Origin of the sequence: Kitasatospora sp. NPDC127116 (assembly GCF_042677365.1) — a bacterium.
GTDB lineage: Bacteria > Actinomycetota > Actinomycetes > Streptomycetales > Streptomycetaceae > Kitasatospora > Kitasatospora lactacystinica.
This window is the reverse complement of the sequence record NZ_JBHXTL010000080.1, coordinates 13,627-26,786: the sequence shown is the minus strand read 5'-3', so window position 1 is coordinate 26,786 and position 13,160 is coordinate 13,627. Positions and strand designations below refer to the sequence as shown.

Genomic DNA, 13,160 nt, shown 5'->3' with positions numbered 1-13,160 from the left:
CACCTCGTTTGTGGTTTGCTGTTGGGGTTGTTTTTTTTTTAAAACTCCCCCCCCCGCGGGGGGGGGGGGGGGGGGGCCGCCCCCCCCCCGCCACCAGTGTCGTCCAGCACAAGGAGCGCAGAGCCGTGATCGCAGCCTTTTCGGTGACCCCGCTGGGGATCGGCGAGGACGTGGGGGAGGCGGTGGCCGCCGCCGTCCGGGTGGTGCGGGAGAGCGGTCTCCCGAACCGCACGGACGCGATGTTCACCAGCATCGAGGGGGAGTGGGACGAGGTGATGCCGGTGATCAGGGCGGCGATCGAGGCGGTGAAGGCGTACGGCAACCGGGTGAGCACGGTCATCAAGATCGACGACCGGGCCGGGGTCACCGACGGCCTCACCGCCAAGGTCGCCTCGGTCGAGCGGCACCTGGCCGCTGGGAGCCCGTCGGACCGCTGATGGCCGATGGACCGTCAGATGGGCTTTGCTAGACGGTAGTTGGTGCTGGCAAGCCGGTCAGACCGTCGACGTCGGCCGGATCGCCGGTTCGGCCGCGACGGCCGGCGGCCGGCGGGTGAGCAGCCGGTCCAGGGCGTACGGGCCGGAGCCGAGCGTCGCGATGGCCAGGAAGGCCCAGCAGAACAGCACCGAGGCCTCGCCCCCGTTCTGCAGGGGCAGCAGGGCGTGCTCCTGGTGGACGGTGAAGTAGGCGTAGGCCATCGAGCCGGAGCAGAGCAGGGCGGCCACCCTGGTGCCGGCGCCGAGCAGCACCAGGGCGCCGCCGACCAGCTGGATCAGCGCGGCCCACCAGCCGGGCCACTGGCCGAGCGGGACGGTGCCGCCGCCCTTGGCGCCGCCGAGCACGCCGAACAGCGAGGCGGCGCCGTGGCAGGCGAAGAGCAGGCCGACGACGATCCGAAAGGCCGTCAGCACGACGGGTCTGGCGGCGTCGGCGGTCTGCCGGGGGTGGTTGGGGCGGTGTGCGGGCATGCGAAACGCCTCCTGTGGGGGAAGGAGGTGGATGGGAGCGGTAAGGGTAGCCTTGGTCTAGTCCACTTGGCAATGCTCCGTCAGAGATCAGGTCTGGACCAATAGTTGCTCTTTCTTGACCGCTCGGTCCAGAAAGGGCTACTGTTCCCGACATGGCGCGAACGAAGGAATTCGACCCGGACGCGGCGCTGCAGGCGGCCTTGGAGCTGTTCTGGCAGCGCGGCTACGAGGCGACGTCGATGGCCGACCTGGTCGAGCGGCTCGGCATCGCCCGGGCCAGCATCTACGCGACCTTCGGCAGCAAGCGCGAGCTGTACCTGCGGGCGCTGGAGCGCTACTGCGAGCAGAGCGACTCGGCACGGCTGCTCGACCTCTCCCGGCCCGGCCCGGCACTGCCGGCGGTCCGGGCGCTGGTCCGCCGGTACGCCGTGACGGACGAGGAGGAGGGTCGGCGCGGCTGCTTCGTCACCAACACGGCGGTGGAGCTGGCCCCGCACGACCCGGCGGCGTCCCGCCGGGTGGAGGCGAGCCTCGACCGCCTGGAGACGCTGCTCACCGCCGCCCTGGCGCGGGCCGCCGCGCAGGGCGAACTGCCCGCCGGGCGGGATCCGCGGACGCTCGCCCGGATGCTGGTCGTGCTGCTCCAGGGCATCCGGGTGGTGGGCAAGACCGCCGACGGCGCGCCCCGGGCGCGGGACGCCGCCGAGCAGGCGCTGGCGCTGCTGGACTGACGCCGGCCGGTCCGGGCCGGCGTCTTTTCCGGGGCTCATTCTTGACCGAACGGTCTTTATAGGGGGGAGGGTTTTACATGGCCGTCATCACTACCGGCCGGTACGGCTTCGCGCTGCTCGGTGTCGTCCAGGCGGTGCTGATCTTCACGATCATGATCCTGACCGTGCCGCTGCCGCTGGTGGCGCGGGAGTTCGGACTCGGCCCGTCCGGGGTGCTGCTGCTCAGCGCCGCCTACGGGCTCTCCTTCAGCTCCCTGCTGCTGCTCGGCGGCCGCCTGACGGACCGCCACGGCGGACGCCCGGTGCTCCGCGCCGGCCTGGCGCTGCTCGCCGCAGCCTCGATCGCCTGCGCCCTCGCGCCCGGCTACCCCGTCCTGCTGGCGAGCCGTTTCGTGCAGGGCGTCGGCGCCGCCCTCACCGCCCCGGCGGCGGTCGCGGTGGTCCGGGTGCTGCACCCCGAACCGGCCGCCTACCGGCGGGCGATGGCCACCTGGGGCGGTCTGTCGGTGCTCGGCGCCACCGTCGGCAGCGTGGTCTCGGGCGCGGTCGCCGCGGCGGTCTCCTGGCGCTGGCTGTTCGCGGTGCCCGTCCTGGTCGCGCTGCTCGGCCTCGTCCGTTCCGCGGCCCTGCCCGCGGCCGCCCCGGTCGGCACCCGCCCGGCGCTGGACCTGCGCGGTGCCGCCCTCGCCACCGCCGGTGTCTGCGCGGCGAGTTACGCCCTGGTGGCCTCCACCGAACACGGCTGGCGCAGCCCCGGGACGTACGGCCCGCTGGTCGCCGGGGTGCTCCTGCTGTCGGCCTTCGCCGCCGCCGAACGCCGCACCGCCGACCCGCTGCTGCCACCCGGCTTCCTCGCCGACCGGCGCCGGGCCACCGCGCTCGCGGCCGTCATGGCCACCGCCGCCGGCACCGCGCTCACCTTCGTCCTGCTGTCGCTCTACCTCCAGCAGCTGCGCGGCTGGAGCGCCGCGGCCACCTCCGCCGCCTTCCTGCCCTATGCGGCCGTCCTGCTGCTCTCCGGTCGGCTCGCCGGCCCGCTGAGCGTCCGGTACGGCCCGGTGGCGGTCACCGCCGGCGGCCTCGCCCTGGCCGCCGCCGGACTCGGCCTGCTGGCCGGGCTCGGCCCCGGCAGCGGCTACGCCCTCGGACTGCTGCCCGGACTGCTCCTGCTGCCCGCCGGCGCCGCCGCGGCCTTCGCCGGTGCGACCGTGCTCGCCACCGGCGGGGTGCCGCCCGAGCACACCGGACTGGCCGCGGGAGTGTTCAACACGGCCATGGAGCTCGGCCCCACCGCCGGACTGGCCGCCCTGATGGCGCTCGCCGCCACCCGCCCGAGCGTGGTCGGCGGCTACGCCGCGGCCTTCGCGGCGGCCGCCGTCGGGCTGGCGCTCACCGCCGTCGCGGTCGCCGCACTGCCCCGGACCATCGGACCCATCAGCCCCAGCAGCTCCACCAGCTCCACCGCAACCGAACGCACCGACCGCATCAAGGAGTTCACCTCATGACCACGCGTTTCGCCGACAAGTCCGTCCTGGTCACCGGCGCCGGCAGCGGCATCGGCCGGGCCATCGCGCTCGCCTTCGCCCGCGAGGGCGCCCGGGTCGCGGTCGCCGGCCGCGGCGCGGGCCCGCTCGCCGGGACCGTCGAGCTGATCGAGCGGGCCGGCGGCAAGGCGGTCGCGCTCACCGGCGACGTGACGAACGCCCAGGACGCCGCCCGGCTGGTCCGGGAGGCCGTCGAGCGGTTCGGCGGCCTGGACGTCGCCGTCAACAACGCCGGAGTGTTCGGCGCCGCCGGCCCGGTCGCCGACATCGACGAGGCGCAGTGGCAGCGGGTGATCGGCGTCAACGTCACCGGAACCCTGCTCGCCATGCAGGCGCAGATCGCCCACATGCGGGCCCACGGCGGCGGCGCGATCGTCAACGTCTCGTCCAACCTCGGTGCCCACAAGCGGATCGCGGGCGTCGGCGCCTACGCCGCCAGCAAGGCCGCGGTCACCGTGCTGACCCGGGCGGCCGCCCTCGACCACATCGCCGAGGGCGTGCGGATCAACACCGTCAGCCCCGGCGCGGTGGACACCCCGATGTCCTCCCGGCCGGGCGAGGACGCCGAGGCCAAGGCCGAGCGGATGAGGGCCGAGGTCCCGGTCGGCCGGGTCGGCGCGACGGAAGAGGTGGCCGCCGCGGTGCTGTACCTGGCCTCCGACGAGGCGGGGTACACCGTCGGCAGCGACCTGGTGCTGGACGGCGGCTCCTCCGCCTGACCCGCCCCTCCGCCGGGCAGTCCATCCGCCCCTCCGCCCGGCAACCTCCTCCGCCTGACCGCCGGCTACTCGCCCAGCCACTCCCCGGGCAGCACCCCGTAGAGCGCGTCCAGCGCCTGCGGGGTGCGGGCGCGGGCCGCCACCCAGGCCTCCTCGGCCACCCCGACCAGCACCTCCGGGCCCTGGTACCAGCGGAAGTTGCGGCCGAGCGCGGGCAACTCCACGAGACCGTCCGGCAGTTCGTCCTCCAATTCGAGGAAGTCGGTCAGCTCGTGCTCCTCCAGCAGCTTCTCCGTCATCGCCATCGCCGCGGCCGCCGTGGAGAAGCGCTCCTCCCAGGGCTCCCACCGCTCCTGTGACTTGTCCGCCAGGTCGAGCCGGCCCACCGTCGGCGGGTCCTCCCGGTCGAGGGCGTCCAGCGGCACGCCCCAGTGCGCGCAGCCCTGGTTCTCCGCCCGGTACACCAGCGCGCCGTCCAGCACGTGCAGCTCGTCCGGCGTCAGCAGCACGTCCTGGCTGCTGGTCAGGTCCGCCCGGCGGCCGAACAGCCGGTACGCCTCGCGCAGCGCCACCGGCAGCCGCAGGCCCAGCCGCAGCTCGGCCGCGTCCAGCTCCTCGTCCGTGAAGCCGTCGGCCGGCCCCAGGGGCTCGCCCCAGTAGGCGGCGAAGCCCCTGACGAGCGCCCAGGCACCCGCGCGGGAGCGCACACTTTCGGCCATTGCCGCCGGGATGTCGAATTCCGTTTCGTCCACCCGCGCACCGTACGCCACCCCTCCGACAGCGCGGTGAACCGCTCGACAGCCCGCCCGCCGCCGCTGCGCAGCCCCTCCGCAGCCCGTCCGGGCACGACCGGCCGGATCTGACGCGAACGCGTAATCCCGGCGACACCCGTTGATCACCACGGGGTTTCCACGCCGTCGTTCGGGCAAGACACGGTTTCGGCCGGAACCGACATCACGAAAGGCGGACGCGCGAAAGATGCCGACCGCACCGCACACCGGGCCCCTCCCGGGCCGCCGCTCCCCACGGGGAGGGCGCTGGGGCGAACACGGGCTTGCCTGGGCCTTCCTGCTGCCCTCCCTGGTGGTCTTCGTCCTCTTCATCGGCTACCCGCTGGGCCGGACCGTCTACCTCAGCGGGCACGCCAACGACCTCTTCGGCGCGCCCTCCCGCTACGTGGGGACGAAGCACTACACCGACCTGTTCGCCTCGGCGGACTTCGGCCGCACCCTGACGACCACGGCCCTGTTCACCCTGCTCACCGTGGTGCCCGGGGTGCTCGGCGCGCTGGCGCTGGTGCTGCTCCTGGAGAACCGGATCCGCGGCGTGCGGCTGCTGCGCTCGGCGTTCGCGCTGCCCTTCGCGTTCTCGGTGGCCAGCGCCTCGGTGGTCTTCGCGGTGTTCTTCAACCCCGCCAGCGGGGTGCTCAACGGCCTGCTCTCGCACGTCGGCCTCGGCCCGGTCGGCTGGCTGACCGACTCCCGGTACGCGCTGCTCTCGGTGGCCGTCACCACGGTGTGGATGAACCTCGGCTACAACGTGCTGGTGCTCTCCGCGGGCATCGGCTCGATCCCGGGGGAGGTCCTGGAGGCGGCCCGCATCGACGGCGCCTCCGGCCTGCGGCTGGCCCGCTCGATCACCGTCCCGATGCTCGGACCGAACCTGTTCTTCCTGACCGTTGTCTCCACCGTCCACGCGCTCCAGAGCTTCGGCCAGATCCACATCCTCACCAAGGGCGGGCCGGACGGCTCCACCCGGACCCTCGTCTACTCCGTCTACGAGAAGGCCTTCGCCTACGGCTCCAGCGACTTCGGCACCGCGAGCGCCCAGGCCGTGGTGCTGCTCGTGGTCGTCCTCGCCTGCACGGCCGTCCAGTTCGGCGTCCTGGAGCGGAAGGTGCACTACGCATGACCACCCTGACCACCGAGACCGAGACCGGGGCGCGGGCCGAGGCGCCCCGCCCGCGCGCCCGCGCCCTCGCCGGGCGCTCCCCGCGCGACCTGCTCGGCCGCGCCGCCGTCTACCTGCTGCTCGCCGTCGCGGTCGTCACCGTGGCCTTCCCGGTCTACTACGCGATCGCCGGCGCCTTCATGGGCCCGTCCGAACTCTCCTCCTACCCGCCGGCCCTGGTGCCGCACTCGGTCACCGGACGGAACTTCTCCGGCGCCGTGGAGGCCATCCCGCTGGCCCGCCAGTACGCCAACTCGGCGATCGTGGCGACCGTCATCACGCTCGCCCAGCTGTTCACCTCGGTGCTCGCCGCGTACGCGTTCGTGTTCCTGCCGATGAAGGCCCGGGCCGTGGTGTTCGGGGTGTTCCTGGCCACGCTGATGGTCCCGTGGGAGGCCATCATCATCCCCAACTACCTGACGCTGTCCGGCTGGGGGCTCGGCAACACCTACTTCGGCCTGGTGCTGCCCTTCCTGGCCTCCGGCTTCGGCACCTTCATGCTGCGCCAGGCCTTCCGCCAGCTGCCCGGCGAACTGCGCGACGCGGCCCGGATCGACGGGACCGGCCACTGGCGGTTCCTGTGGCGGATCGTCGTCCCGCTCAACAAGCCTGCCCTCGCGGCGCTGTCGATCTACGTCTTCCTGTCGGCCTGGAACCAGTACTTCTGGCCGCTGATCATCACCCGCACGGCGAACATGCAGACCCTCCAGATCGGTCTGACCTCGCTGCGCGACTCCGAGATGGCCGATCCCGGGCTGATCCTGGCCGGTGTCGTGCTCTCCCTGCTGCCCACCCTCGCCCTGGTGGTCTTCGGCCAGCGCTTCATCGTCCGCGGCCTCACCGCGGGCGCCGTCCGCTGACCGGGTGTCCCGTCCACGTCCCCCGCTTTCCCGGATAGAGAGAGAACCCTCGTGAAGAAGAGTGCGCGCGCGCTCGCGGCCCTGCTGGTGGCCGGCCTTTCCCTGACCGCCTGCAGCTCCAGCGGCTCCGGTTCCGGCTCCGGAGGCTCCTCCGACGCCGGAGCGCCCGGCGCCCAGGCGCTCGACCAGGCCTCCGGTGTCACCACCGTGGAGTTCTGGCACTCGATGACCGGCAAGAACGCCGACGTGCTGAACGGGCTGGTCGGCCAGTTCAACGCCGCCCACCAGGGCAAGGTCGAGGTCAAGGCGCAGTTCCAGGGCAAGTACGACGAGCTGGTCACCAAGTACAAGGCCGCCGTGCAGCAGAAGGGCACCCCCGCCCTGGCACAGGTCTACGACATCGGCACCCGGTTCATGATCGACTCCAAGCAGACCGTCCCGGCCCAGGCCTTCGCCGACAAGGACGGCTACTCGCTGGACGACCTCGACGCCAACATCCGCAACTACTACTCGGTCGGCGGCAAGCTCCAGTCGATGCCGTTCAACTCCTCGATGCCGCTGCTCTACCTGAACAGCGACGCCTTCAAGGAGGCCGGCCTCGACCCGGCGCAGGCGCCCAAGGACCTCAACGAGCTGGGCGAGCTGGCCAAGAAGCTGACGAAGAAGGACGCCGACGGCAAGACCGTCCGGTACGGCTTCGGCGCCGCCATCTACGGCTGGTTCGTGGAGCAGCTGCTCGCCGAGTCCGGCGCCATGTACTGCGACAACGACAACGGCCGCGGCAACAAGGCGGGCAAGGTCGTCTTCGACTCCGCCCAGGGCGCCCGGATCGTCCAGTGGTGGGCCGACCTGGTCAAGGGCGGCTACGCGGCCAACACCGGCCGCACCACCGACGACGCCCAGGCCGCGTTCAAGGCCGGCACGGTCGCGATGCACCTGGAGTCCACCGGCGTGCTGCGCGGCTACACCGAGGCCGCGAAGTTCGGCGTCGGCACCGCGGCCTTCCCCAAGGTCGACGCCGCCGACCAGGGCGGCCCGGTGATCGGCGGCGCCTCGCTGTGGATCAGCGGCCCCGGCCACTCGGACGCCGAGAAGCGCGCCGCCTGGGAGTTCGAGAAGTTCGTCTCCGCCCCCGAGCAGCAGGCCGTCTGGCACACCGGCACCGGCTACTTCCCGGTCAACACCAAGTCCCTGGACGACCCCAAGGACAAGGAGTGGGTGGCCAAGTACCCGCAGTTCCAGACCGCGATCGACCAGCTGAAGGCCACCAAGCCGACCCCGGCCACGGCCGGCTGCCTGCTCGGCGTGATGCCGCAGGCCCGCAAGGGCGTGGAGACCGCGATCGAGCAGGCCATCGCGGGCACCAAGCCGGCCCAGCAGGCCCTGGCCGACGCCGCGAAGGAGCTCCAGCCGGCGATCGAGAGCTACAACAGCTCGGTCGGCTGAACCGCCCCGGCCGAACGACGGAGAGGCCGCGGACGAACCGCCGCGGTCGAACGCCGGAGCCGCCGCGGCTGACCTTCGGAACCGCTGCGGCCGAACGCCGGCACGACGACGGCCCGCCCCGCGCACCGCGCGCAGGGCGGGCCGCCGCCGTCGGGGCCGCCGCTACGCCGTGTCCGCCTCGGAGAAGAGGAAGATCCCGGCCAGGATCAGCGCGGCCCCGCCGTACTGCCAGGCGTCGATGCGCTCGCCCAGCAGCAGCACCGCGAAGGCGAGCCCGAACACCGGGATGATGTTCAGCAGCACGCCCGCCGTGGTGACCGGGGTCCGGGTCACGGCGCGGTTGTACATCAGGAACGCGCCCGCCAGCCCGCCGCCGCAGACCCCGGCCGCGACCAGCCAGTGCAGCGGGCCGGCCCCGCCGCTGGTCAGGTCGCCGCCCAGCAGCCACTGACCGGCGATCAGCGGCACGGTGAACAGCAGCCCGAAGCCGAACTGGTAGGCCGTGGCGACCAGCGGATCGGTGTCCCGGACGATCCGTCCGGTGAGGATGGTGGCCGCCGCGGCCGCCACCGTGCCGAGCAGGACGAGGAGGTCCCCCGTACCGAGCCCGAACACGGCGTGGCTGCCGCCCAGCGCCGCGATGCCCACCGCACCCAGTACCACGCCGCCGACGGCGCGCGGCGTGGGTGCCCGGCGGCCGGCCAGCGCGGCCAGCGCGACCACGAAGCAGGCCTCCGAGCCGCGCAGGACGGAGGCCTGGGTCGCGTCGATGTGCGCCATCCCCAGCCCGATCGCCCCGTACCCGACCATCGGCTCGAACAGCCCGAGGAGGGCGAGCCGCCGCAGCTGGTCGCGCGGCGGGCGCCGGTGGCCCCGGCGGAGCAGGAGGGCCCAGGGCAGGGCGGCGGCGGTGACCAGGGAGACGGCGAGCACCGTCACGACCGGGAGCCCGCGCAGGGCGTACTTCTCCGCGGTGGTCCACAGGCCCCAGATCGCCGAGGCCCCGATCAGGGTCAGCGTTCCGCCCGGGTGGCGGACGGCGTTGCCGATCACGCCGGTCGCGGAGCTCCGGGAGCGGGTCGGGACGGCGGAGTCCGGTCGGCACGGGGTGGGTTCGGTGACCATGGGCCGGTGGGTTCCCTTCGGCGTCGGGCGGTCGGTCCTCGGTGCTCGGTCGTTTCAGTGCTCGGCGCTCGTCGGACCGGTCGGCTCCCCGGGCACTGCCGCAGGGTCAGTCCGTGCTGCTCCGGGGCGGGTAGGTGTGGGTGATGCCCCACGGGTCGGTCACGGTCCCGTCGCCGTTCAGGTAGCCCGGGCCGATCGGCACCTTGCCGTGGCCGCCGGGGATGTCGAGCACGTACGTCGGCTGGCACATGCCCGAGACCCGGCCGCGCAGCCAGCGGACGAGCGCCTGCCCCTCCGCGATGGTGGTGCGGAAGTGGCTGGTGCCGACGGCGAGGTCGCCGTGGTGCAGGTAGTACGGCTTGACCCGGTTCACGATCAGGGTGCGGAACAGGTCCTCCAGCGCCTCGGGGGTGTCGTTGACCCCCTTGAGCAGCACCGTCTGGCTGACCAGCGGGATGCCGGAGCCGGCCAGCAGCCGCAGTGCGCGACGGGCGCCGGGGCCGATCTCCTGGCTGTGGTTGGTGTGCACGACGACCCAGACCGGGGTGTCCAGGGTGAGCGCCCCGACCAGTTCCTCGGTCACCCGGTCCGGATCCACCACCGGCACCCGGGTGTGGAAGCGGATCACCTTGACGTGCTCGATGGCGTCGAGCGCCGCCAGGATCGGCCGCAGCCGGCTCGGGGACATGATCAGCGGGTCGCCCCCGGTGAAGATCACCTCCCAGATCTCCGGGTGACTGCGGATGTAGTCCAGAGCGGTGGCGAGCTGGCCCTCCTTCAGCATGGAGTCGCCGGGGCCGACCACCTCCCGGCGGAAGCAGAACCGGCAGTACACGGGGCACACCAGCACCGGCTTGAGCAGGACCCGGTCCGGGTAGCGGTGGGTGATGCCCTTGACGGGGGTGAAGGGGTCGTCGCCGATCGGGTCCTCCCGCTCCTCCGGCAGGGAGATCAATTCCTGTCCGGTGGGCACGAACTGACGGGCGATCGGGTCGTCGGGCCCGACGATCCGGTCGCGCATGGCGGGGGTGATGCTCAGGGCGTACTTCTTGGCGACGTCGGTGATCGTCGCGAATTCTTCCTCGGGGACGAGTTGCTGTGCGAGCAGTTCCTTGGGCGTGCGAATCGGGCGCGGGGCGACCATGTCTTCAGCTCCTGGGGAAACCGATGAAGATCGTTCGGCGGACGGTGCCGCGTCGCGTTTCGACGGACACCGAAATTCCCGCGAGCGACATCATCACGGGATTTGAGGAGGGCTTCGGAAATCGATTCGGCGGTGAAAACCAAGAAGGCCGACGAACGACGACGCTAGTCCGGTGGCATAAACGCGTCAAGTTTTGATTGTGACAATATCCGGGAGGCCGCGTCACCGGATGTTAACGGTCCGCGTACGGGCGCCGCGGAGCGGTGCGCTAGGCGGAGAGCGCCTCGCCGCTCTCCGGGGGCGCGCACGCGGCGGCCAGTTCGTCCATGGACAGGTCGAGCGCGAAGGCCAGTGCCGCGATGGTGAAGAAGGACGGCGTCGGCGCCCGGCCGGTCTCGATCTTCCGCAGCGTCTCGGCCGAGACGCCGGCCGCCGCGGCCACCTCGACCATGCTGCGCTCGCCGCGCGCCTCGCGCAGCAGCGCCCCGAAGCGCTCGCCGCGCTCGCGCTCCCACGGGGTCAGCGGAGTCCTCACCATGCCGACGAGTCTACGGCCCCCTCGCCGCCCGGCGTCCATGCCCCGCGACCGTGATACAAATACCGGTATAAGAATTGGATCCAGGGGAGAGAAGCACCATGGTCGAACTCAAGTCGGACGCCGGGCTGGCCGCGATGCGCGAGGCCGGACGGGTGGTCGCGCAGGCGCTGGCGGCCGTCCGGGAGCAGGCGGCGCCCGGCGTGAGCCTGCTGGAGCTGGACGAGGTGGCGCGGGGCGTGCTCAAGGCCGCCGGGGCCGCCTCGCCGTTCCTCGGCTACCGCCCGTCCTTCGCGCCCGTTCCGTTCCCGGCCGTCATCTGCGCCTCGGTGAACGACGCCGTGGTGCACGGCATCCCGAACGGCTACCGGCTGCGCGACGGCGACCTGGTGAGCATCGACTGCGGCGCCCTCCTGGACGGCTGGGCCGGGGACTCGGCGGTCAGCTTCACCGTCGGCACCGCCCGCCCCGAGGACACCGCCCTGATCGAGACCACCCGGCGCGCCCTGGAAGCGGGCATCGCCGCCGCCGTGGTCGGCAACCGGACCGGGGACATCGCCCACGCCATCGGCACCGTCGCCCGCGCCGGCCGCTACGGCCTGCTGGACGGCTACGGCGGGCACGGCATCGGCCGCCGGATGCACGAGGACCCGCACGTGGCCAACGAGGGCCGCCCGGGGCGGGGTTACCCGCTGCGCCCCGGCCTGGTGCTGGCGATCGAGCCGATGCTGCTGGCCGGCGGGCGCGACGACCACCGCACCGATCCGGACGGCTGGACCCTGCGCACCGTCGACGGCAGCCGCGCCGCCCACGTCGAGCACACCGTCGCCATCACCGAGGACGGTCCGCGCATTCTCACCCTGCTCTGATCCGACAAGATCCACATGGCACGCCCTAAGCTCGGGGTCCATGACCAAAGGCGTGATGTTCGATTTCTCCGGCACCCTCTTCGGCGTCGTCTCCACCGCCGAGTGGCTGGCGGCCCACACCGCCGCCACCGGCCTCGTCCTGCCGGCCCGGGAGGAGGCCGAACTGGTGGCCCGGCTGGAGGAGTTCGGTGCCCTGCCCGGCGGGGTGCCGCCGCGGCGGATCCGGCCGGAGGTCCAGCCGGCGTGGGACACCCGGGACTTGACCCCCGAGCTGCACCGGGCCGCGTACACAGCGCTGACCCGCGACGCCGAGCCGCCCGCCGCCCTCGACGTGGACGCCCTCTACGAGTCCCACTGGGCGCCCGCGAACTGGCGGCCGTACCCGGACACCGCCGCCGTGCTGCGCGAGCTGCGCCGCCGGGGCGTGCCGGTCGCGGTGGTGAGCAACATCGGCTGGGACCTGCGGCCGGTCTTCCGCGCGTACGGTCTGGCGGAGCTGGTCGACGTCTACGTGCTGTCGTACGAGGTCGGCGCGCAGAAGCCCGATCCGGTGATCTTCGAGACCGCCTGCGAGCGGCTCGGGCTCGCCCCGGCCGACGTCCTGATGGTCGGCGACGACCGCACCTGCGACGGCGGTGCGACCGCGCTCGGCTGCGGCTTCCACCCCGTCGAGCACCTGCCCGTCGACCGGCGCCCGGACGCCCTCACGCCGGTGCTGGACGTCCTGACCGGGTGATCCCGGAGGCCGGACCCGACGGGGTGACGGCCTGACGGCATGACGGGGGTGACGCAGGACACGAGGTGGCGCGCCCGCGGCCCGGAGTAGCGTGCGGGCATGAGTGATCAGGACTTCACCACACGCATCACCGTCCGCGGGTACGAGACCGACTCCCAGGGTCACCTCAACCAGGCGGTCTACCTCCAGTACGCCGAGCACGCCCGCTGGGAGTACCTCCGGGCGGCCGGGATCCGCCAGGCGGACCTGGTCGCCGAGGGGGTCGGCCCGGTCGTCCTGGAGACCACGGTCAAGTACCTGCGGGAGCTGCGCGCGGGAGACTCGGTGGAGGTGGGCTGCTCGTTCACCTGGCGGGAGGGCAAGACCTTCCAGCTGGTGCAGCGGCTGGTCCGCGAGGACGGCGTGCTGGCCGCCGAGATCACCGGCGTCGGCGGCATCCTCGACCTGACGGAGCGCAGGCTGGTCGCCGACCCGCGCGAGCCGCTGCGCGCCCTGGCCGCCGACCCGGGCCTGCTCGGCCTCTGAGCGAACAG

At 72.9% G+C, this 13,160-nt stretch carries 15 protein-coding genes; 10 read left to right on the top strand and 5 right to left on the bottom strand.

Annotated elements, in window-relative coordinates:
• The first annotated feature begins 125 nt into the window (after positions 1–125).
• A complete protein-coding gene (locus ACFVHV_RS28250; protein ID WP_359912440.1) occupies positions 126–437 on the top strand; it encodes an MTH1187 family thiamine-binding protein in 312 nt (103 codons plus the stop codon).
• 57 nt (positions 438–494) lie between these two features.
• On the opposite strand, the gene ACFVHV_RS28245 is transcribed toward ACFVHV_RS28250, so the two are convergent.
• Positions 495–968: a DoxX family protein gene (locus tag ACFVHV_RS28245; protein WP_359912443.1), complete on the bottom strand. Its 474-nt coding sequence runs from the start codon at positions 966–968 to the stop codon at positions 495–497.
• A gap of 152 nt (positions 969–1,120) precedes the next feature.
• Between ACFVHV_RS28245 and ACFVHV_RS28240 the strand changes: the two genes are divergently transcribed.
• The 3 genes from ACFVHV_RS28240 (at position 1,121) to ACFVHV_RS28230 (ending at position 3,962) form a co-directional block, all read left to right on the top strand.
• Positions 1,121–1,699 carry a helix-turn-helix domain-containing protein gene (locus tag ACFVHV_RS28240; RefSeq protein ID WP_359912446.1) on the top strand — a complete coding sequence of 193 codons (579 nt, stop codon included), beginning with the start codon at positions 1,121–1,123 and terminating at the stop codon, positions 1,697–1,699.
• Positions 1,700–1,776: 77 nt separating this feature from the next.
• Complete coding sequence (locus ACFVHV_RS28235) at positions 1,777–3,204, top strand: MFS transporter (protein WP_380354549.1); 1,428 nt, start codon at positions 1,777–1,779, stop codon at positions 3,202–3,204.
• Entirely contained in the window at positions 3,201–3,962 is a 762-nt protein-coding gene (locus tag ACFVHV_RS28230; RefSeq protein ID WP_380354546.1) for an SDR family NAD(P)-dependent oxidoreductase, read from the top strand. The genes ACFVHV_RS28235 and ACFVHV_RS28230 overlap by 4 nt, the downstream gene beginning before the upstream one ends.
• Positions 3,963–4,027: 65 nt before the next feature.
• On the opposite strand, the gene ACFVHV_RS28225 is transcribed toward ACFVHV_RS28230, so the two are convergent.
• A complete protein-coding gene (locus ACFVHV_RS28225) occupies positions 4,028–4,714 on the bottom strand; it encodes an SMI1/KNR4 family protein (RefSeq protein ID WP_359912455.1) in 687 nt (228 codons plus the stop codon).
• 226 nt (positions 4,715–4,940) lie between these two features.
• On the opposite strand from ACFVHV_RS28225, the gene ACFVHV_RS28220 reads away from it, so the two are divergent.
• The 3 genes from ACFVHV_RS28220 to ACFVHV_RS28210 are packed head-to-tail and all read left to right on the top strand — an operon-like array spanning position 4,941 to position 8,218.
• Positions 4,941–5,873 carry a sugar ABC transporter permease gene (locus tag ACFVHV_RS28220; protein WP_359912458.1) on the top strand — a complete coding sequence of 311 codons (933 nt, stop codon included), beginning with the start codon at positions 4,941–4,943 and terminating at the stop codon, positions 5,871–5,873.
• Positions 5,870–6,772, top strand: coding sequence for a carbohydrate ABC transporter permease (locus ACFVHV_RS28215; RefSeq protein ID WP_380354542.1), 903 nt, complete (start codon positions 5,870–5,872; stop codon positions 6,770–6,772). The genes ACFVHV_RS28220 and ACFVHV_RS28215 overlap by 4 nt, the downstream gene beginning before the upstream one ends.
• 51 nt (positions 6,773–6,823) lie before the next feature.
• Entirely contained in the window at positions 6,824–8,218 is a 1,395-nt protein-coding gene (locus ACFVHV_RS28210) for an ABC transporter substrate-binding protein (RefSeq protein WP_380354539.1), read from the top strand.
• A 162-nt stretch (positions 8,219–8,380) separates the two neighbouring features.
• Here the strand turns inward: ACFVHV_RS28210 and ACFVHV_RS28205 are convergent, their stop codons facing one another.
• The 3 genes from ACFVHV_RS28205 to ACFVHV_RS28195 all read right to left on the bottom strand — a co-directional run bounded on the left by ACFVHV_RS28205 (position 8,381) and on the right by ACFVHV_RS28195 (position 11,025).
• Positions 8,381–9,343 (bottom strand): DMT family transporter, encoded by a 963-nt coding sequence (locus tag ACFVHV_RS28205; RefSeq protein WP_380354536.1) that lies wholly within the window; start codon positions 9,341–9,343, stop codon positions 8,381–8,383.
• 106 nt (positions 9,344–9,449) lie between these two features.
• Positions 9,450–10,487, bottom strand: coding sequence for a lysine-2,3-aminomutase-like protein (locus tag ACFVHV_RS28200; RefSeq protein WP_380354534.1), 1,038 nt, complete (start codon positions 10,485–10,487; stop codon positions 9,450–9,452).
• Positions 10,488–10,755: 268 nt separating this feature from the next.
• Positions 10,756–11,025, bottom strand: a complete 270-nt coding sequence (locus ACFVHV_RS28195) for a helix-turn-helix transcriptional regulator (protein WP_359912472.1) — start codon at positions 11,023–11,025, stop codon at positions 10,756–10,758.
• A 98-nt stretch (positions 11,026–11,123) separates the two neighbouring features.
• On the opposite strand from ACFVHV_RS28195, the gene map reads away from it, so the two are divergent.
• From map to ACFVHV_RS28180, 3 genes are all read left to right on the top strand, one after another.
• Positions 11,124–11,891: a type I methionyl aminopeptidase gene (gene map / locus ACFVHV_RS28190; RefSeq protein WP_380354532.1), complete on the top strand. Its 768-nt coding sequence runs from the start codon at positions 11,124–11,126 to the stop codon at positions 11,889–11,891.
• Between the two features lie 40 nt (positions 11,892–11,931).
• On the top strand, positions 11,932–12,627 hold the full coding sequence (locus ACFVHV_RS28185; RefSeq protein ID WP_380354529.1) for an HAD family hydrolase: 696 nt from the start codon (positions 11,932–11,934) through the stop codon (positions 12,625–12,627).
• A gap of 99 nt (positions 12,628–12,726) precedes the next feature.
• Positions 12,727–13,152, top strand: coding sequence for a thioesterase family protein (locus ACFVHV_RS28180; RefSeq protein WP_359912486.1), 426 nt, complete (start codon positions 12,727–12,729; stop codon positions 13,150–13,152).
• The last annotated feature ends 8 nt before the right edge of the window (positions 13,153–13,160 follow it).

What these genes read in the sequence shown, in the direction of transcription:
- ACFVHV_RS28180 (WP_359912486.1), top strand. Translation starts at nt 12,727, where the DNA reads ATGAGTGATCAGGACTTCACCACACGCATCACCGTCCGCGGGTACGAG.
- ACFVHV_RS28195 (WP_359912472.1), bottom strand. Translation starts at nt 11,025, where the DNA reads ATGGTGAGGACTCCGCTGACCCCGTGGGAGCGCGAGCGCGGCGAGCGC.
- ACFVHV_RS28220 (WP_359912458.1), top strand. Translation starts at nt 4,941, where the DNA reads ATGCCGACCGCACCGCACACCGGGCCCCTCCCGGGCCGCCGCTCCCCA.
- ACFVHV_RS28200 (WP_380354534.1), bottom strand. Translation starts at nt 10,487, where the DNA reads ATGGTCGCCCCGCGCCCGATTCGCACGCCCAAGGAACTGCTCGCACAG.
- map (WP_380354532.1), top strand. Translation starts at nt 11,124, where the DNA reads ATGGTCGAACTCAAGTCGGACGCCGGGCTGGCCGCGATGCGCGAGGCC.
- ACFVHV_RS28240 (WP_359912446.1), top strand. Translation starts at nt 1,121, where the DNA reads ATGGCGCGAACGAAGGAATTCGACCCGGACGCGGCGCTGCAGGCGGCC.
- ACFVHV_RS28205 (WP_380354536.1), bottom strand. Translation starts at nt 9,343, where the DNA reads ATGGTCACCGAACCCACCCCGTGCCGACCGGACTCCGCCGTCCCGACC.
- ACFVHV_RS28230 (WP_380354546.1), top strand. Translation starts at nt 3,201, where the DNA reads ATGACCACGCGTTTCGCCGACAAGTCCGTCCTGGTCACCGGCGCCGGC.
- ACFVHV_RS28235 (WP_380354549.1), top strand. Translation starts at nt 1,777, where the DNA reads ATGGCCGTCATCACTACCGGCCGGTACGGCTTCGCGCTGCTCGGTGTC.
- ACFVHV_RS28245 (WP_359912443.1), bottom strand. Translation starts at nt 968, where the DNA reads ATGCCCGCACACCGCCCCAACCACCCCCGGCAGACCGCCGACGCCGCC.
- ACFVHV_RS28215 (WP_380354542.1), top strand. Translation starts at nt 5,870, where the DNA reads ATGACCACCCTGACCACCGAGACCGAGACCGGGGCGCGGGCCGAGGCG.
- ACFVHV_RS28185 (WP_380354529.1), top strand. Translation starts at nt 11,932, where the DNA reads ATGACCAAAGGCGTGATGTTCGATTTCTCCGGCACCCTCTTCGGCGTC.